General features: G+C 71.7%; 19 protein-coding genes. 10 read left to right on the forward strand and 9 right to left on the reverse strand.

The window, feature by feature from the left end; genetic code table 11:
* Window positions 1-116: 116 nt before the first annotated feature.
* From E1291_RS44595 to E1291_RS13590, 6 genes are all read right to left on the reverse strand, one after another.
* On the reverse strand, window positions 117-239 hold the full coding sequence (locus E1291_RS44595) for a hypothetical protein (protein ID WP_278045257.1): 123 nt from the start codon (window positions 237-239) through the stop codon (window positions 117-119).
* Window positions 240-378: 139 nt separating this feature from the next.
* A complete protein-coding gene (locus E1291_RS13570; RefSeq protein ID WP_131738138.1) occupies window positions 379-1,698 on the reverse strand; it encodes a coiled-coil domain-containing protein in 1,320 nt (439 codons plus the stop codon).
* Window positions 1,699-2,184: 486 nt separating this feature from the next.
* Complete coding sequence (locus E1291_RS13575) at window positions 2,185-3,033, reverse strand: hypothetical protein (RefSeq protein WP_131738139.1); 849 nt, start codon at window positions 3,031-3,033, stop codon at window positions 2,185-2,187.
* Window positions 3,030-3,329 carry a hypothetical protein gene (locus E1291_RS13580; protein ID WP_131738140.1) on the reverse strand — a complete coding sequence of 100 codons (300 nt, stop codon included), beginning with the start codon at window positions 3,327-3,329 and terminating at the stop codon, window positions 3,030-3,032. Before E1291_RS13580 ends, E1291_RS13575 begins: the two co-directional genes overlap by 4 nt.
* A gap of 204 nt (window positions 3,330-3,533) precedes the next feature.
* Window positions 3,534-4,526, reverse strand: a complete 993-nt coding sequence (locus E1291_RS13585; RefSeq protein WP_131738141.1) for a CU044_5270 family protein — start codon at window positions 4,524-4,526, stop codon at window positions 3,534-3,536.
* A gap of 2 nt (window positions 4,527-4,528) precedes the next feature.
* A complete protein-coding gene (locus E1291_RS13590) occupies window positions 4,529-5,128 on the reverse strand; it encodes an RNA polymerase sigma factor (RefSeq protein WP_131738142.1) in 600 nt (199 codons plus the stop codon).
* A 590-nt stretch (window positions 5,129-5,718) separates the two neighbouring features.
* Between E1291_RS13590 and E1291_RS13595 the strand changes: the two genes are divergently transcribed.
* The 4 genes from E1291_RS13595 to E1291_RS13610 all read left to right on the forward strand — a co-directional run bounded on the left by E1291_RS13595 (window position 5,719) and on the right by E1291_RS13610 (window position 9,111).
* Window positions 5,719-7,281, forward strand: a complete 1,563-nt coding sequence (locus E1291_RS13595) for an FAD-dependent monooxygenase (RefSeq protein ID WP_207400720.1) — start codon at window positions 5,719-5,721, stop codon at window positions 7,279-7,281.
* A 305-nt stretch (window positions 7,282-7,586) separates the two neighbouring features.
* Window positions 7,587-7,862: a hypothetical protein gene (locus tag E1291_RS13600; protein WP_131738143.1), complete on the forward strand. Its 276-nt coding sequence runs from the start codon at window positions 7,587-7,589 to the stop codon at window positions 7,860-7,862.
* A gap of 38 nt (window positions 7,863-7,900) precedes the next feature.
* Entirely contained in the window at window positions 7,901-8,437 is a 537-nt protein-coding gene (locus E1291_RS13605) for an RNA polymerase sigma factor (RefSeq protein ID WP_165495100.1), read from the forward strand.
* Window positions 8,434-9,111: an HD domain-containing protein gene (locus E1291_RS13610; RefSeq protein ID WP_131738145.1), complete on the forward strand. Its 678-nt coding sequence runs from the start codon at window positions 8,434-8,436 to the stop codon at window positions 9,109-9,111. The genes E1291_RS13605 and E1291_RS13610 overlap by 4 nt, the downstream gene beginning before the upstream one ends.
* A 114-nt stretch (window positions 9,112-9,225) precedes the next feature.
* Here E1291_RS13610 and E1291_RS13615 read toward each other — a convergent pair whose 3' ends face one another.
* Complete coding sequence (locus E1291_RS13615) at window positions 9,226-10,065, reverse strand: MBL fold metallo-hydrolase (RefSeq protein WP_131738146.1); 840 nt, start codon at window positions 10,063-10,065, stop codon at window positions 9,226-9,228.
* A 114-nt stretch (window positions 10,066-10,179) separates the two neighbouring features.
* On the opposite strand from E1291_RS13615, the gene E1291_RS13620 reads away from it, so the two are divergent.
* On the forward strand, window positions 10,180-10,788 hold the full coding sequence (locus E1291_RS13620; protein WP_131738147.1) for a helix-turn-helix domain-containing protein: 609 nt from the start codon (window positions 10,180-10,182) through the stop codon (window positions 10,786-10,788).
* Window positions 10,789-10,850: 62 nt separating this feature from the next.
* Here the strand turns inward: E1291_RS13620 and E1291_RS13625 are convergent, their stop codons facing one another.
* Complete coding sequence (locus E1291_RS13625) at window positions 10,851-12,095, reverse strand: MFS transporter (RefSeq protein ID WP_131738148.1); 1,245 nt, start codon at window positions 12,093-12,095, stop codon at window positions 10,851-10,853.
* A gap of 102 nt (window positions 12,096-12,197) precedes the next feature.
* Here E1291_RS13625 and E1291_RS13630 point away from each other — a divergent pair, with 102 nt between their 5' ends.
* Together E1291_RS13630 and E1291_RS44600 are read left to right on the forward strand one after the other, a co-directional pair.
* Window positions 12,198-13,283, forward strand: coding sequence for a DUF5937 family protein (locus tag E1291_RS13630; protein ID WP_131738149.1), 1,086 nt, complete (start codon window positions 12,198-12,200; stop codon window positions 13,281-13,283).
* Window positions 13,284-13,384: 101 nt separating this feature from the next.
* Window positions 13,385-14,593, forward strand: coding sequence for a tyrosine-type recombinase/integrase (locus E1291_RS44600; protein WP_131738150.1), 1,209 nt, complete (start codon window positions 13,385-13,387; stop codon window positions 14,591-14,593).
* 81 nt (window positions 14,594-14,674) lie between these two features.
* Here the strand turns inward: E1291_RS44600 and E1291_RS13640 are convergent, their stop codons facing one another.
* Window positions 14,675-15,328 (reverse strand): TetR/AcrR family transcriptional regulator, encoded by a 654-nt coding sequence (locus E1291_RS13640; protein ID WP_131738151.1) that lies wholly within the window; start codon window positions 15,326-15,328, stop codon window positions 14,675-14,677.
* A gap of 127 nt (window positions 15,329-15,455) precedes the next feature.
* On the opposite strand from E1291_RS13640, the gene E1291_RS13645 reads away from it, so the two are divergent.
* From E1291_RS13645 to E1291_RS13655, 3 genes are all read left to right on the forward strand, one after another.
* A complete protein-coding gene (locus tag E1291_RS13645) occupies window positions 15,456-16,418 on the forward strand; it encodes an alpha/beta hydrolase (protein WP_131738152.1) in 963 nt (320 codons plus the stop codon).
* A gap of 10 nt (window positions 16,419-16,428) precedes the next feature.
* Complete coding sequence (locus E1291_RS13650; protein WP_131738153.1) at window positions 16,429-17,409, forward strand: aldo/keto reductase; 981 nt, start codon at window positions 16,429-16,431, stop codon at window positions 17,407-17,409.
* A 244-nt stretch (window positions 17,410-17,653) separates the two neighbouring features.
* A complete protein-coding gene (locus E1291_RS13655) occupies window positions 17,654-18,385 on the forward strand; it encodes a dienelactone hydrolase family protein (protein ID WP_131738154.1) in 732 nt (243 codons plus the stop codon).
* The last annotated feature ends 11 nt before the right edge of the window (window positions 18,386-18,396 follow it).

Genomic DNA, 18,396 nt, shown 5'->3' on the forward strand with positions numbered 1-18,396 from the left:
GACCAGGGCCTTACGCCCCTGCGGCTTGCGGTTCAGACGAATCTCGAAGGCCATCGCACTCCCTGGTCAGGGATGTTGCGACGACTCCTCGAATCCGCCGGACCCGAGTGGGGGGCCTAGCTGCAGGAGTTCGGGACCAGGACGCTGCGCATCACGCGGTGCGGCGCGGTGAGTTCCGCGGCGGGCACGACCAGCCACGGTTCGGACTGGTCGTCTTGCCGCTCATTCTCCTGCGCCACCAAAACCTGCCGGTGCAAGTCAGCAGCGACCCCGGCAGCGGGAGGACAACACCGTCCTGCGTGGAGCGCGGTTACCGCCTCACCGGGGCCGGCCCGCGACGTGCGGGCGATGGCAGGGGTCCCCCGCCGGGACGACTGTTCACGCTTGGCCGGGTGGGGGTGGGTCGGAGTCGGTCGTGGCTGTGCCTGGTGGGTGCTCGGGTTTGTGCTGGGGGTTGAGGGAGGCCAGGCGGGTTTCGGCGCGGGTGGCGCGTTCGCGTAGGTGTGCGTTTTCCTGTCGGGCGGCGGTCACCTCTGCGGCCAGGTGCTGGGCCCGTGCTTGCTCGGCGGCCATGGTCTGTTCGGTGGCGGCCAGGGCGGCGCGGGCCGTCTCGGTTTCGGTGTGGGCGGTCTTCAGCCGCGTGGTGAGGTCGGCGGCCTGTGCTGCGGCGGTCTGCGCGGCGGCCTCGGCGGCGTGGCGGGCGGCGGCGAGTGCAGCGCCGGCGGCGTCGGCCCGGACCTGCTCGGCGCGGACCTGCCCCTGCGTGATGGCCAAGGCCTCCCGGGCGGAGGCGAGTGCGGCGTTGGCGTGTGCGAGCTCGGCGCGGACGGTCTCCAACTGCTCGGCGCCACGGGTCAGGTCGCTCTGCAGCCGGGCGGTCTGCTGGGCGTGGTCCTGGTGGGCGGCGCGCAGCTCGGCGGTCTTGGCGTCGCGGGCGGCCTCGGCGACGGCTTGGGCGGCCACCGCGGCGTCCCGGACCTGCCGGTGGGCCTGGATGGCGCCGTCGGCGTCGACACGGGTCTGCCGGGCGGACGCGGCGGCCTGCTCGGCGGCGTCCTCGGCCCGTTTGCGCGCGGTGACGGCCTGCCGGGCTGTCTCGGCCGCGTCCTTCTCCCGGCGCTCGGCGTCGGCGGCGCGCGCTTCGGCGTCCGCGGCGGCCTGGCCCGCGGCGACCGCCTCGGCCTCGGCGCGTGTCACCCTGCTCAGTGCCCCCTCCTGGGCCTGGCCAAGGGCGTCTTGCAGCCGGGTCAGCTGCTGCTGCAGATCACCGATCGCGGCGGGCAGGACGCGGGCCAGCGCGTCGGCCTGGCGGAGCGGTCCGTCCACCAGCGCGGCGTCGGCGGCGCGCCGGTCCCGGCTGGCCTGGTCGGCGTGGGCCTTGCTGCAGTACTTGGGACGTCGCCCCCGCCCCGATACGACCGGCAGCGGCAGCGAGCAACCATCCAGGGCGCACACTCCCGCCGGCGCGGCGAGGGTGCGGGCTCGATCGTCCCCGTCGCCGCCCTCGCCGCCTTGTACTGCGCCGCCCTGCCCTTGGACGTTCCGCTTCTGACTGCTCCGCGCCCGATCGTTTTGGTCGAGGCCGGGCTCCTCCTGCTCCTCCACGTCCTGTGGGGAGGTCTCCGGAGGTGCGGGGTGCCCGTGCTGCTGTCGAGGACCGCCCTTCGATCCCGCCGCGGCGGTGTCATCGCTGCTCACCCCTCCACCCTATCTATTTACGCGATGATGATGCGCTTAATTTTTTCGCGTCACGCGTTATGCGTAAAACTTTCCACGAATAGGCTCCAGGATAATCACCCTTATCCTGGAGCGGGTTCCGCGAGGGGGCGCAGCCCGCCACGACTTACGCGCGCCGCGCCCGGGGGGACGGTGCTGGAGCGACTGGTCGGCTCGGCGCGGGAACGCCCGGATGTCGGGTCCAGCCCAAGGGGGCCCGAACCACATGCAGATGATCTTGAAGGCGCCCGCACGGAGGCGTCATGGTCGCGGTCCAAAGAAGCGCCGGCGGCCCAGCACCTCGGCGCGAGATCAGCGATCTTGGAGGCGGCCCCCACCCACGTGCTGGCCGGCCCGAGGCCATCGACCTGTTCCAGGTGGTTGCCGGGCGGTGATCCGAAGACGTGAGGCGGCAAGGAGCCCCGGCTCCGGGCCGAGAGGGCGCCGGGGCGGGGGCTTCTTGGTCTGTCAGCGTGTGATGCCGTACGCGTGGATCAGCGTCTGGTCGACGGAGTTGCCCGTGGTATCGGCTGCTCTCGCTCGGAGGGACACGTGCTGTGCGTCGGCGGCGTTTCGGAGTGTGGCGGTCCAGTGGTCTCCGGTCCGGGTGAACATGACCGGCTGCCAGGTGGTGCCGTCGTCGAAGGACGCGTCGACGGTCGGCTTCGTCACATCGGTGGCCACGGCCCCGCCGGGCCGTTCGACGCGCACCTCGAAGTGCTGATCCGCTCCGCCGGGGGCGCGGTTCTGCTCATCGAGCGCCATCCGGTAGCGGACCACGAGGAGGGGCAGCGTCGCCGAGTCGGTGTGCTCGGAAGAGAAGTCCCAGGTGACGTGCTGCCGGGTGGACAGGTCGGTCCAGGGGACATCGCGCTGCGTGTCGGCGGTAAGACGGTAGGCGGCGCGTCCGGGCGGCAGGGTGGCCGTGAAGCTCGTCGGGTCGGTCCCGGTCGCCAGCGCCTCGCCGTCGTGGGTGAGTGTGAGGTTCACGGAGGGGGCGCCCGGCCCGGCCGGGACCTCTGCCGAGGACGACTCCGCATACAGGCCGAGGCCCCATATTCGCAGTTCGTCGCCGTCCCGCTGGTTGAGAGCGACCAGGGCCGGGCCGAACGGGCCGACGTTACGTGCGCGCTCGTAACGTCCGGCGTGATCGAACCGCTCGGTCACGACCTGTGTCTGCCGGATGTCCGAACCGCAGGCACCGGAGGCGTAGGTGTGCGTCCAGTCGAATCCCGGGGTGACGTACTCGACGCGCCGGTCGGGGAGCGGGCGGTCACCGGCCGGGGAGCTGATGATCAGGCCGCCCGGCCAGATCACTCCGGTTTCGGTGCTGACGCAGCCGGGGGCGCCGAGCCCGCGTACTGGGTGTCGGCCTGTGCCTGGTCGGCCGTAGGGATGCGGAAACTCAGGTCGTTCGGGAGCCGGTCGTGGATCGTGCCGACGGAGTGGTACAGATAGGGGCTCCTGGTCGCGTCACCGTCTAGGGCGAGGTCGGCCGCGCCGTACACGATCAGGCCGCGGGAGGTGCCCGTCGTCGTCTCGGTGAGATACGCCAGGTCGGCCACGGTGGCGGGTTTCCCGGTGCGGTCCAGCATCGTCAGGTCGACGGACATGTTCGACGCCGCGTGCCGGGGGGCTCGTAGCCCGGGGGTGCGCTGAGACGGGCGCGCATCCGGGGGCCAGGACGGCCGCGTCGCCGCCTGCGCCCTTCTCGGTCGCGACGTGTGGTTTCTGACGGCCGCCGGGGGCGGCCGTGGCCCAGGCGGGCGCGCCGACCGCAGCTGCGGCGACGGCGATCGCCGTGGTCAGGGTTCGTTTCATCGCCGGGCTCCGGACCGGTCGACGATGGCCGTGGCGAGTTGAGCGGACCAGCCGAGGATCTGGCCCTTCTTGGACCGCGAGGTGCCTTCCGTGCCGGTCGAGGCGTGGTCGTTGACGGCGATGGCGCGGTGCCCGAGGTAGGCGTAGGTGGCCGGATCGATGATGACGTCGGTGCGCAGGTAGCCCTCGTCGATCCGGTACAGGGCCACGCCGTGGCGTCCGGCCGCGTCGGTCACGTCCTTGTCCAGCCGGACGCCGGGGATCGCGGCGAGTGCCCCGTACAGGGCCGCGCGCAGCTTCGGTGGCAGGACGCTGCGGCTCATCAGAACCTGGATCGCCGAGAACGCCGCGGCGTCGCGGCCGAGGGGTGCCCGCCCCGACCGCTGGTAGACGAGCGCCAGCAGGGCCTTCGGGTCGGTGGGCAGCGACCGCAGGTAGGCGTAGTCGGAGCGCGGTACGGCTGAGCGCTCCATCGGCGTGGTCGGGACGGATTCGAGCCGTCCGCCGTTCGCCTTGGTCGCCCGTCGCATGCCGTCCACCTTGAGCCAGCGTTCGACGGTGATGCGCCCGTCGGGACGCCCCGCCAGGAACCCGGCGGTGCCGGCGGACGAGGTCGCGAACATCTCCTTAACGTAGGTCCACTGGTCCGGGCGCGGGTTCCAGGCGGGTTCGGTCGCCGCCTTGAGCGCGGCCCGGTGGGCGAGCTCGCCTGCGGAGGCGACAGGGCCGGCGGGCAGGCCCGGGACGCCGGTACGGCGGTGGCCGTTCTCGTCGACATCCCCGAGGTTCTGGGCCACGGTGACACCGGCGGCGATCGTGACGGCCAGAGCGCCGACGGCCACCAGCCGCACGCCCATGCGCGGAAGCCGGGCGCGGGGCTCGCGCTCGTCGAATCGCGCGGTGACCTGTGATCGAACCGCGGCGAGCCGTACCGGCTCGGGCTCGGCTAGGGAGGCCCGCATCCGCCGCAGGGTGTTCAGTTCGCTCATGGTCAGTCCTCACTCGTCGTCGGGGTGCCGAGGGCGGCGCGCAGTTTGCGCCGGGCTCGGTGGAGGCGTGAGCGCACCGTGCCGACCGGCACGTCGAGCGCGCGGGCGACCTCCTCGTAGGAGAGGTCGCCCCAGGTGAACAGGAGGAGGGCGTCGCGGTCGCGTTTCGTCAGTGACGCGAGTGCGGCGGCCAGGCGTGGGCTCTCGGCCTCGGCGGAGACGGCGTCGGCCACCCGCTGGGCGTGGCCCTCGGCGATGAGCGGGTCGGTGCCGGAGCGCGCGTAGGCGCGGTACATCCGCACCTCGGCCCGCCGCCGCTCGCCGATCAGGTTGGTCGCGATGCCGTACAGCCACGGCGCGGCGTTCCTGCGGGACAGGTCGTAGCGGGTCCGGCGGCGGAAGGCGATGAGGAACGTGTCGGCGACGACGTCGTCGGCGGCGTCGGGGCCGAGGCGGCGCGCGACGTATCCGCGCAGCCGGCCGGCGTGCCGATCGAAGATCGCGGCGAAGAGCTCGGGTTCGCTCCTCGACCGCTCGATGAGGCTCGCGTCATCGACGTCGGTCGACGACGCGGCCTGCGAGCGTGGTGGCGCTGCGGCCATAGAAGGGTGTCCCTTCGTCAGGGCCCGTCGCGGGCACCGGGTGGGTCACCTCTCCTTGGCCGACGGGGCGGCCCGGGTTCACACCCTTCGACACGGCCGCGCACTGTAGGGCATCACCCACGCCCGGGGTCTTGGGTGGCTGCAAGCAGCTCGACGTGAAACACACCCATGAAACCAAAGGTGAACCCCGCGTGGAGGTGCATAACTGCCCGTACGCGACCGTGGCCAGGCCCTCGTCGGGACCAGGTGAACCGGCACGCGACCTGCGCCGGTTTCACAGATCCGACCGGATCCGAGGCGCCACCGCCCGGTCGTCCGACCGCGCCAGCGCACTGAGTGCCCGGCTTATCCCCTGCTGTCCGGCCGACGGACGTCCGGAACCGCTTGCTCCGGCACGTACCGCCGATGGTCTTTCGGTTGTCGAGGCCCCTGATCGAACCGATCGAGGACCGGCCGGGACACCGGCGGGGACGGGTGAGGTGGCTGAGGAGAAGCGCGAATGGCCCGCTTCCCGTCCCTCCTCGTGGGGCCGGCTCTTTGACACAGCGGCGATTTTTTGGCCTTTTTCACCCTCGGTGATAGTGGGCGCCATGGACTATGACGTAGTGGTGGCCGGAGGCGGCCCGGTCGGACTGATGCTGGCCTGCGAGCTCCGCCTCGGGGGCGCACGGGTGGCCGTCCTGGAGCGCCTCACCGAGGTGAACCCGACGATCAAGGGCGGGGCGATCACCACGCCCAGCGCCGAGGCGCTCTACCGCCGGGGCCTGCTGCCCGCGCTGGTCGAGGTGCAGCGAGAGGCGATGGACCGCTCCCAGGCGTTCTTGCGCGAGCGGAAGGGCGGGGACGGAGGCGGGGTCGCGGGCCAAGGGCTCGGGTTCGTCGGGCACTTCGCCGGGATCATGCTGCGCGCCGACCTGGTCGACCGTACGGAGCCGGGCCTCGGCGACGCCGGACCCGCCGCCGAGATCGCTTTCGTGGCGCAGCAGGACATCGAGCGGCTGCTCGGCGGGCGGGCGGACGAACTCGGCGTCGACGTGCGCCGGGGGGTGGAGCTGACCGGCTTCGACGCGGACGACGAGGCCGTCACCGTGCGGACCGGCCATGGGGCCGTACGCGCCGGTTGGCTCGTGGGCTGTGACGGCGGCCGCAGCGCGGTCCGCAAGCTCGCGGGGTTCGAATTTCCCGGCACGGACCCGGAGATCACCTGTCACCAGGCGGTCGTGGAGATGACCGGTGCCGAGGACCTGAAGGTCGGCTGGGCCGCCACGGACACCGGGGTGTACGCCTACGGGCCGATGCCGGGCCGCGTCGTCACCGTGGAGTTCGACGGCCCGCCGGCCGACCGGGACGCGCCGGTCACCGCCGATGACCTCCAGGCGCGGCTGCGCCGCGTATCCGGCGTGGACGTCACGATCACCGGGGTGCGGACCGCGACCCGCTTCACCGACCACGCCCGCCAGGTCACCGAGTACCGCAAGGGCCGGGTGCTGCTGGCGGGCGACGCGGCGCACGTGCACTCCGCGTTCGGGAGCCAGGGGCTGAGCCTGGGGATCGGGGACGCGATGAACCTCGGCTGGAAACTCGCCGCGGTGATCGGCGGCCGGGCGCCGGAAGGGCTGCTGGACACCTACACCTCCGAGCGGCACCCGGTCGGAGCATGGGTCCTGGACTGGACCCGGTCCCAGGTCGCGGCCATGCGCCCGGACCCGCAGTCCCGGGCCCTGCGCGAGATCGTCAGCGACCTGGCGGGGACGGTCGCGGGCAGCACGTACCTCACCGCGCGGCTCAACGGTGGCGGGGTGAGGTACGAGCCGCCGGGCGAGCACCCGCTGACCGGCCGCAGCACCCCGGACCTCGAACTCACCGACGGCGGACGCCTCGCGGACCACCTTCACGGCGGCCGGGCGCTCCTGCTCGACCTCACTGACGATCCGGAGCTCCGGGCCCTCGCTGCGGGGTATGCCGGCCGCGTCGACACCCTGACGGTCGGCTGCTCGTCCCGCCCGGAACTGGCGGCGGTCCTCGTCCGTCCGGACGGCTTCACGGCCTGGGCGGCCGACGCGGGGGCGCAGGCGCGGCCGTCGACGGCCGGGCTGGCGGAGGCGCTGGAGGAGTGGTTCGGAGTGCCGGAGAGTGCGGTGACGCCGGGCTGATCCGCCGCTCTGTTGACCGATTCGAACACGAGCCGATTCCACCCACGGCCGCCGCACCCACCCGGTGCGGCGGCCCCCGTACCCCAGTCTCGGCCTAAGGACCAGGGCGGTTTGGGTGCCGTGCCCCGGCGCGAGAGTAGCCGTCAGCGGGGTCGTCGGAGGGAGTGGCAGGCAGCCTGTCCGCGGTCAGAGTGCGGAGCCGGATCTCGCCTGGCTCGTGCCCCGCCATGACTCCACGGGCACCGGTTTCCCCGGAGTCTCCGCCTGGGACTCAACGGTTTCGTAGTCTCGTTCGACGTCTAGGTATGACCGTGGTGAGGACTTCGCAAGGTGTGCTGTGGGCGGTGCTCACTGCTGCGGCCAACACCGTGTCCTGGCAGGCCGCCTTGATCACGTTGGTGACCTTGTTGGCACCCGGGGTGATGCGGCTTCTGTTGGAAGGTCTGCGGCGCCGGACGTTCGCGTTGATGCTGGCCGACATGCCAGAAGGGACCGTCGTCGAGCAGCGAGACGGTCCGGGAGGACGATCGATGAAGGTGACGATGGGTCCAGGTCGTCAGCCGCCTACTGCTGCGTCATGACCTCGCGGAACCAACCCTCCGAAGAGGTAGGTGCGGCTGTGACCGCACTCTTCAAGGCCGAGAGTCCCGGGCTGTTCAGGTACGCCCTGACCATTCCCAGTGTCAGCCGGGCCGACGCCGACGATCTGGTTCAGGCCACCTTCCAGGACGCAGTTCTGGCATGGGAGGAGAAGCTGTCTTGCTGGACCGGGGAACGGCGCAGGAAGTGGCTCTTCCAGGTCCTGCGCAACAAGGCGATCGATCAATGGCGCAAAGACAGGCATGTGTGCTCCGCATCGGAACTGATCGAGGGAACGGCCGCGTCGTTTCAGGACACCTCGCACCGCGCGCTGTCGAACATCGCTCTTCGCCGATGCTGGTCGGTGATCAAGCTGATGCCGCCGGTCCGGCAGCGTGTCGCGTTCCTGAGATGGGGCGAGGACTGGAAGCCCAGAGAGATCGCCGCGTTACTGGGGATCAGCCAGGACACCGTCCGGGCACATCTGAAACGAGCCCGTGACGCACTGGCCGTGCAGGTGGGCCCACAGGTCCCGTTCATCGACTCTTACAACGCCGAGGAGGGTACGGAACGATGACCGGCGATCCCGAAGACACGCAGGCCAAGGGTGCCGTCAAAGCCGCGGACGTGTACCGGCGAGCCCGCGACCTGGCGGCCGCCGAGGAGCCCGGCTACGACCTTGTGAGCGGCGCCGCCCGCTTCGAGGGGTGGCTGCGAGACCGGACCGCCGGGACAGGAGGGACGGACGAGCTGGCGGTCGACGACGTGGCGGCGCTGGCGATCCGCGCCCACGACGGTCAGCAGGAAATGTACGGCGCGCCCTACCGCGAGCACCTTCGCACCGTCGCGGAGGCATTGGCGCCGTTCGGTCCCCGGCTGGAGATGGCGGGCTGGTTGCATGACATTCTGGAGAGAACATCCTGGACCGCTGACCAGCTGCGTGAGACCGGCGTCCCAGACCGCGTGGTGGAGATCGTCGAGCGTGTGACCCAGGTTCGCGGCAGTGACTACCTGGACTCGATCCGTCTCATCACGCAGGACCCGGAAGCGACCTTGGTGAAGATCGCCGACAACGCGGACAGCATTTATCCGGAGCGTCCCGCCGTCATCCCCGACTCGGGCAAGCTGCTTGCCGATTTCGAGAAGGCTCGCGCCATCCTCTGGTCGGCTGCGACACCGGAGAACGTCACCGCAATCGTCGGCCGGGTCAACCCTCCCTTGCTGGAACGGCGGCCTCCCGGCCAATCTTGACGGGGAGGAGGCCAGGCGCGCCAAAGAGACTTCGCCCTCTTCATAGCGGGTGGCGAATGGAGCGGCTGGCCGGGGCATGAACCTGGGGCTACTTGCCTTTGATGCTTGTTCATCTCAGCCGGAGCCGAGCCTTCCCGGGGCGATCGTTGGTGCGAGGTACTCCAGCGCATAGCCGTTGCCGGAGGGGGTCACGCGGGCGATCCCGGGTGAGTCCAGGTGGGCGCCGGCCACGTAGTGGTCTGGTCGGGTCAGCTGTTCGAGGAGCGCCGCTCGCGCGGCGCGGGCCTGGGGCTGGTCGCCGTCGAGTTCCCAGGAGACGTTCGGCTGATCGAATTGGAGCGTGGGGACGTGAACGGTGTCGCCCCAGGCGAGAAGGAGGGCGGTGCCGCTCCTGACCTCGTAGACGGTGTGGCCGGGTGTGTGGCCCGGGGTCGGGACCGCGGTGGTCCAGTCGTTGATCGCGACCTTCTCCGACACCGGTACGACCCGGTCGCGGATCGGCGCGAGCCGCCCCGTGAACACCGAGGTGTCACCCGCGCCGATCCACACGCGTTCGAGTGCGGTGAACGCCTCTGAGCCGTCCGGCGCGATCAGGCCGCTCACGTGGTCCTCGTGCCTGTGGGTGATGGCCACATCGGTGACCTGCGCGCGGTCGATCCCCGCTTCGCCGAGCGCGTCGTAGAGCAACCCCATGGTGGGCTCGTGCCAGTTGTCGGACGCGCCGGTGTCGATGAGAACCGACCGCGTGCCATCGGTGACGAAGAAGGCGTTGACCGACAGCCTCAGGTTGTCGCCGGCCAGCGGGACGGTCGCCGGCAGTTCGTCGAGCGTGCGCCCATCCTCGTCGCGGAGCCGTGTCGGCGGCATGTCGATGTACCCGTCTCGCAGCGAGACCACCCGCAGGTCGCCGAATTCGAACGTGGCATGGTGGCGGCCACTCGAGATCAGACGCATGGAACCTCCGTCGTATTGGGCACGCGTCCGCGTGTCTCCAATAGAAGACTATATCTCCTTTAGAAGATACCCCTACACTGTGGGCAGCGAGGCACCCATCGATCAAGGAGCACGGTGGTCGAGCAGGACGGAAACGCGGCCGGCCCACGGGACGGTGACGACCTGGCCGGCGCGTTCGGCGGTAACGTGCGGCGACGTCGCGAGGAGGCGGGCCTGACCCTGGAGCAACTGTCCGCACGATCGTCGGTCAGCCGGGCGATGCTGTCCAAGGTCGAACGCGGTGAGAAGAGCCCGACGATCGGCGTCGCCTCCAGGATCGCCCACGCGCTCGACGCGTCGCTCTCCGACCTGATCGGCGCTCCGGCCGCCGCCACGTCCGGTGTGGCCATTGCCCTGCGCAAGAACGATCGCCCCGTTTTCCGTGACCCGGAAACCGGCTTCGAGCGGCACATCGCGTCGGCGGCCCCGGGCGCGGGAGGAGCCGAGGTGATCGTCCATTACCTTCCCGCGCAGGTCTCCACCGGGCTGCTGCCCGCCTATCCCCCGGGCACGGAGAAACAACTCGTGGTGCTCGCGGGCACCCTCACCGTCGCGATCGGCGGGATCAGCGAGACCCTGAACACGGGCGACTCCCTGTTCTTCCAGGCCGACGCGGACCACGGCTTCGCCAACCGGACGAACGCTCCCTGCGAGTACATCATGGTCATCTCACGTAGAACCTGAGCGTCCTGCGCGGACGGGGGCACGGGCGGGGAACCGCAGGCCATCGGCCGAGGCCGCCGCGCTCACGAACCCGCCCGCGTCCGGCGGCCGCGGCCGCCGAGTCGTGCTCCTTGATCCTTCTCGATGGCCACGGCGGAGGCGGAGAGGACGGTCGCGGCGGTGAGGGTTCCCCAGAGGGCGGCCGGGCCACGGGTGGCGAGGGCGGTGATGACCGCCGGGGAGACGGCGAGGCCGAATCCCGTGGAGAACTGGAAGCGGGAGAGGGCGCGTCCCAGGACACGGGCCGGGGCGATGGCGGTGACGAGCGCGGTGGCGCTGCCCGCGTAGATGATCTCGCCGATCGTGCAGACCACGGACACCGCCGCGACGGCCGCGGGACCCCAGCCGTGTCCCAGCGAGGTGGCCGCGAGGAAACCGAGGTAGGACACGGCCAGCACCACGCCGGAGAGGACCAGCACCGTCCGCCGGGTGAAGCGTGACATCAGGACGGTGACCGGCACCTGCAGTGTGACGACCAGCACCGTGTTGGCCACCAGGACGGCCCCCGGCCACATCGGGGACGCGTGGAACTGTGTCACGAGGATCAGGGGGATCGCGACTTCGGGGACGTTGAGGCAGAAGACGTAGATCACGTTGGCGGCGAGCAGCGCGAGCATCCGGGGTGCGGGCTCGTCGTCGAGGTCCTTGGCCGGGGACGTCTCCGCTGGACGTGCGTGCACGTGGACCGACCACGCCAAGGCGGCCGCGGCGAGGTAGGCGAGCCCGGTGACGACCGCCAGCGCTCGCAGTGCGGTGGTGCCGCCGGCCAGGCACACGGTGGCGATGAGCGCCGCGACGCCTATGGCGGCGTTGCGCAGGGCGCGGGCGCCCGCGAGGGCGGTGTCGCGCTCTCGGCCGTGGGCGACCGTGGCCACGAGCGCGGCGTGGGCGGCCGGCCACGCCTGGTTGCCGATGCCGAGGAAGAGCGCCGCCATCGCGAAGAGCCAGACGTGGCCCGTCGGCGCGGCCAGCAGCAGCACCACGCCCAGGACCCGCACCAGCATCGACGCCGCCACGACCGTGCTGCGCGCGCCCCGGTCCAGCCATCGGCCCACCGCGGGCATGCACGCCAGACCCGCGACGGTGCCGACGGTCATGGCGGTGCCGGTGACCGGCGGGGACAGTTTCAGTACCGTCACGCCGTAGAGCAGCAAAAAGGGCCGGATCAGGCCGGTACCGAGCGCGTCCACGGCCAGCGCGATGGCATACCGGGGGCCTCCGGAGGCGCGGATCAGGACGCGGGGCTGGATTCTGGTTATGGTCGTCATGGCGTCAGACAGTGCGTCCGGCCGCTGGGCCGGGGCACGTCGGTTGACGAATATCGTCAACCGACGACCTCGCCAGGTGGTCTGAGCAGCGATGATGGAAAGATGACGCTGAGGATCGACATCAGCGGCCTGCCGTCCGAGCGGATACGGTTCGCCGCCTCCCCGCTGGCCGAGCTGACCGCGATGCTGCACGTGCTGGCCGAGCCCGGTCACCATCCGCAGTTCTCCGGCTGGGCCGCGGACGTCTGGGCCGGGCTGCGGCCTGAGCTGGCCGAGCGGCTCAGGGAGGCGGAGTTCCTATGGCGTTCCTCCCAGGCCGACTTCATGATCCCCGCGCGGCCCCGGCCGACACTCGCCGAGGAGCTGGACGACGTCGACCGGATCGACGACGAGACATATGTGACCGCCGCGCTCGTCACCACCTGCGGCAGCAACCGGGTCCATTTCAGGGGGGCGTCGCCGCTCACCGACACGACGGCGCGCGAGCGTGCGCTGGACGTGGCGCAGGCCCGCGGCGCGCTGCAGGAGGCGTTCGCGGAACGGCTGCTCGCGGACCCGGCCGCGGTGCGGACGCGGGTGCGTCGCACCCTCGAGGAATGCGCCGAGGCGTTCTTCGACGGCGCGTGGGCGAGCGCCGCGGTGCAACTCGCCACCGATCTGCGCCTGAAGAACGAACTGCTCAGGCGCCAGGGCATCGGGTCGGCACTCGCCTCGGTCTCCGGCGCGGTCGCCCTGGCACCGGACGGCGACTGCATCATCGTGGACAAGGTGCAGGACAAGGCGACCGCCGCCCAGGGCGCAGGGGTCACCTTCATCCCCAGCGTCTTCGGCCGCCCACACCTGGTGGCGGTCCACGCTCCTGGGTGGCATCCGGTGGTGCAGTATCCCGTCGCCGAGCCGAGTCCGGCGGAACCGGTCTCTCTGGAGACGGTCACGCTCCGGCTGCAGGCGCTCGCGCATCCGGTGCGGCTGCGGCTGCTGCGCACCCTGGCCCGCGGCCCCCACACCACCAGCGAGCTGGCCCACTTCTGGGACCTCTCGCCCCCGGAGGTGTCCCGTCACCTGACCGTCCTGCGCCGTGCGGGCCTGCTCACGGCTCAGCGGAACGGTCGTTACGTCCGCTACACCGTTAATCTGCCTGATCTGACGGCGTTGGGCGGCGATCTCCTGGCGGCCGTGCTGCGCTGAGCGGCCCCGCTTGTGTCTCTTCTCCGCCGGACTAGGCTCTGACACACGCTAGTGATCAAGCTGCGACGCCCCGTGGATCCGCCCCCAGAGGAGGCCCGTTCGTGAGTGCGCCCCACGACCCGGTGCTCGAGGGAGTCGTCGGGCCTCCGCGCTCCGGCCCGCCGGCCCTCCCCGTCCCGGGCTCCGTCGCCGGAGTCGCGCCGGGTGGCGTGGCAACCGACCCACCCGGCACCGGTGACCCCCTCGCCGAAGCCGTCGCGATCCTGCCGGCGCTGCCCGCCGACTCCCCTGGCGACCGGTACGGCCTTCGCGGGCTGACCGCGGCGTGGCTGCGCAGCCAGAAGAGCGACGCCACCCGCCGCGCCTACTACCGTGACCTGGCGGGCTGGCTGGACTTTTGCGCCCGCACCCTGCTGGACCCGCTGGCCGCGCGGCGAGCCGACGTCGACGACTGGTCGGCGACCATGACCGCCGCCACCCGCTCGGGCCGGACCCGCCCCGCGGGGGCGGCGACCAAGGCCCGCCGCCTGGCGGCCGTGTCCTCCTGGTACACCTACCTGCTGTCCAACGACGCCGCCGAACGCAACCCCACGCTGCTGGTCAAACGGCCCTCCTCCGCGGAGATCACCGCGGCCGCCCGCAAGGCCCCCACACTCAGCGTCCCCGAGACCGCCCAGCTGCTCGACACCGCCGAGAACCGCGCCACCAGCCTGGACACCGAGACCGCCTGGCGGGACGCCGCCGTCGTCTTCCTGCTGTTCTACACCGCGCTGCGGGTGTCGGCGATCACCGGCGCCGACACCGGTGACCTGGGCACCGAGGCCGGCTATCGCGTGCTGTGGCACGCCGCCAAGGGCAAGGGCCCCACCGGCCGCGACTACGTGCGCGTCGACGGCGAGCTCACCCGCGTCCTCGACCACTACCTGAGCGTCCGCGGCCGTCGTCACCCCGGCCGGCTGTGCCCACCCGGACCGCTGCTGGTCACCGCCCCCCACGCCTTCGACGCCACCAAGACCGGCGACAGGCGTCTCACCCAGCGCGACGTCACCAACATCCTGCGGGCGGCGGCCACACGAGCCGGACTGCCCGCGGCGGCCCGGCTCACCCCCCACAGTGGCCGCCGCACCGTCATCACCACGCTGCTCGGTCACGACGTCCCGCTCGCCAAGGTCCAGGACCTCGCCGGGCACGCCGACCCCCGCACCACCCGCGGCTACGACGACACCAACCACAAACTCGCCGCCTCGCCCGTCACCGACCTCACCCGCATCCTGGCCCGGCAACGGACCCCACCGCCCCCGCCCCGATGACCGGCCCGGCCGGGGCTCCGGCCGGGCCCGCCACGTGTCGGACATGCGCCGTTCCGCGCCGCCGGGAGCCGAGAGGACGCATCAGGGGATCGCGGTCTCGATTCCAGTGAGATGCGCGGCGAGGATCTCCTCGAATGCGGCTTGGCGGTCGGCCCCGAGGGGACGGATTTCGCGCGCGAAGTGACCCAGGGCGGGGAACTGGTCGGGGTCGGCGCCCAGGACCGCGACACGGAACTGCTCCACCCCCTGTTCGTATTCAGCGGGGGTGAGGGTCCGGATGCCGGCCTCGGAGGCGATCAGTGCGGCGAGGAGAACCACGATCCGGTGGTAGCGGAGCGGAATCTCCTCCTCGGGCAGGCCCGAGGAGCGCAGGGCCTGGAGCACCTCCTCCATGACCAGCCGGGATCCCGTGCCGCCGGACGCGTAGCGTCCCCAGATCACGGCGAGCTGGGGGTGCTGCCCGAAGGCCTCTCGCAGGCGCAGGGCCGTCGCGGTGATGCGCTGCTTCCAGTCGCCCTCGGGGAGGTAGCCGTCCATCGCGGCCGCCAGGATCCGGTCGGCGACCGCGCGCAGCAGCTCGGTCTTGTTGCGGAAGTGCCGGTAAAGGCTGGAGGAGTCGGTCCCGAGCGCCGCGGCGAGCTTGCGCACGCTGAACGACTCGGCGTCGCTCGTGCGCAGCAACTCCGCCGCCGTGTCCAGGATCGCCTCGGTCGACCAACGCCTTCGGCCTGCCATCTCGCCCCTCTCGTCCGGGCTCAGCCTATGCTATGCACTTGCTGTTGCACGCACCGCGTGCATAATGGGTCGCAGCCCGGCCGAGAGGCGCGGCCGGGACCGCGAAGAGCGAAGAAGAGGCAGGGACATGAGCGAGACCACTGCTGAGACACGGCCACCGGAGCCGGACTTCGAGGCGATGACGATCGAGGAGCTGGTCGGCTACCGCGCCGCGGAGAACGCCTGGCGGGCGTCCGGCGCGGCGCGGGCGATCCTTGGGGATCCGGACCCGGGGGCCGCGATCGACTGGCGAGAGATGACGCTGCCGGGCCGTGACCTTGCGGTGCGGGTGTATCGGCCGCTGTCGGCGGACGACGGCGAGGCCGCCACCGGTACCGGCCTGCCACTCGTGGTCCATGTGCACGGAGGTGGTTTCGTCGGCACGGCGGCGCAGTGCGACTGGACCAACAGCCACCTCGCCGCCCGGCTGCCCGCGCTCGTCGTCTCGGTCGAGCACCGCCTCGTCGCCCCGGACAGCCCGCTCTCGAACGCCGCCGACGACGGATGGGACGTGCTCCGGTACGTGGTGGGGCACGCCGCGCGGTGGGGTGCCGACCCGGCGCGCACGGCCGTCTTCGGTGAGAGCTTCGGTGGGCTGGTCAGCGCCCTGGCGGCGGTCCGGGCCCGGGAGGACGGGCTGCGGCTCAGGGCGCAGGTGCTGGTCAATCCCGTGGTCGACATGACCGAGACGATGTACGACCACCCCTCGATGGCCGAGTACGCCTACAGCCCGACCCGCGCCTTGCCGCTACTGCGGTTGCTGCGGCGGCTCGCCGTCCCGCGGGGCGGCGACGCCCGCGCGTTCTCGCCGCTGTACGCGGACGACCTGAGCGGGCTCGCCCCCGCGCTGCTCGTCGTCCCGACCCAGGACGCGCTCGCCGATCACGGCCGCCGCTACGCCGAGCGCCTGCGGGCGGCCGGGACGTCCGTACGGCTCACCGAGTATCCGGGGGCGCGGCACGCGTTCCTGACCCTGCCAGGCGTGGAACCACAGGCCGCGGCCGCCCAGGCGGAGATCCTCGCGTTCCTCCGCACGGCCCTGGCCGGGTGACGGAGGAACGATGCACACCACCACTCCCGGGCCCGCCGGCCCCGCGATCTCCAGGCTCGGCCTCGGCTGCATGAGCATGACCGGCAGCTACGGCCCCGCCGATCCGGACGAGGCCGCCGCCACCCTGCTGGAAGCCCTCGACTCCGGCGTCACCCTCTTCGACACCGGCGACTTCTACGGCGACGGCGCGAACGAGGAACTCCTCGGCCGGACCCTCGCCCCGCACCGCGACCGCGTCGTGCTGGCGACGAAGACGGGCGTCCGGCGCACCGCCGAAGGCCTGGTCCCCGCCGGGTCGCCCGACGATCTGCGCCGCGCCTGCGAAGCGTCGCTGCGCCGGCTTCGCACCGACCACATCGACGTGTACTACCTCGCCCGCGTCGACCCCGCCGTCCCCGTCGAGGAGTCGGTCGGCGCCCTGGCCGGCCTGGTCGCCCAGGGCAAGGTCGGCCGCATCGGACTGTCCGAGGTCTCCGCCGCCACCCTCCGCCGCGCCCACGCCGTCCACCCGATCAGCGCCGTCCAGACCGAGTACTCGCTTTGGGAACGCCATGTCGAGGACGCCGTCCTGCCCACGCTCCGGGACCTCGGCGCCGTTCTGATCGCCTACAGCCCCCTCGGCCGCGGCCTGCTCACCGGGGCCGTCCGCCGCGCCACACGCTACGAGCGCGGCGACTTCCGCGCCACGGCCCCCCGCTACAACGGCGACGACCTCGAAGCCAACCTGGCCATCGTCGAGGCCATCACCCGCCTCGCCGTCGCCAGGGGCACCACCCCCGCCCAGGTCGCCCTCGCCTGGCTTCTCACCCGCGGCAGCGACGTCGTCCCCATTCCCGGCAGCTCGCGCCGCCCCCACCTGCGCGACAACCTGGCCGCCCTCGACCTGCAGCTGACCGCGGCCGATCTCAACGCCATCGACGCCGCTGTCCCCGCCGCCGGAGCCCAGGGAGCCCGATACGGCGACCACGGCATCCGCATGATCGACCGATGAGACCCGGAGCCGTACGAGTTACGGGGGTGTGGAGGTAGGCGCGAACAAGGAGGTGATGGCCCCTCCCGCAAAACCCGTTGATGGATTATGGCGACCACTGCTACCTTCCCGGAAGGCCGTGCCAGAGAACGAGGAGGTGGTACCCGTGAACGCAGTATCGACATGGGTGCTCCCCTCCGGGGTCGCGGTCGGACGATAGGTCGTCCGGGAGCGCCGTTCATGAGCACTCCCGAAAGGCACGACCATGCAGTTCACCTCCGAGCGGCGCCTCGACGACGGCGTCCTGGAACGCGAATTCACCCTTGATGAGGTCCCCGGCATCCTGTGGACGCCCGCCGCCGCGTCCGCGCCAGCGCCGCTGATCCTGATCGGCCACCCCGGCGGACTGCGCGCGATGTACCCCCGGCTGGTGGCCCGGGCCCGGCACTGCGCGGCGGACGGCTTCGCCGCGGCCGCCATCGAGCTCCCCTGGAGCGGTGACCGGCCCCGCTCGGCCGCCGCCGAGCAGGCCCGCGCCGACCTGCGCGCGGCGCTGGAGGCCGGTGGGCCGGTCGACGAGGACATCGTCGACCGGCTCATCCTACCCCTGGTCGAGAAGTCGGTCCCCGAATGGCGGGCCACGCTGGACGCGCTTCTTTCACTGCCCGAGATCGGCGGCCCGGTCGGGTACTCGGGAGGAGTGATCGCCATCGGTGTCCGGCTGGCGGTGGTCGAGCCGCGCGTCTCGGCCGCCGTTCTGTTCGCCGGGAGTTTCGTGCCTCGCGCCTTCTTCGAGGAGGCCCGGCAGGTCACCATTCCGCTGCACGTCCTTCTGCAGTGGGACGATGAAGGGAACGACCGGCAGGCGGCCCTGGACCTGTTCGACGCCTTCGGCTCCCAGGAGAAGACACTGCACGCCAATATGGGCGGGCACACCGGCGTCCCGCAGTTCGCCGGGGACGCGGCGGCCCAGTTCTTCACCCGGCATCTGAGCTAGCCGCCGCCCGG

Origin of the sequence: Actinomadura roseirufa (assembly GCF_900659635.1) — a bacterium.
Lineage (GTDB): Bacteria > Actinomycetota > Actinomycetes > Streptosporangiales > Streptosporangiaceae > Spirillospora > Spirillospora roseirufa.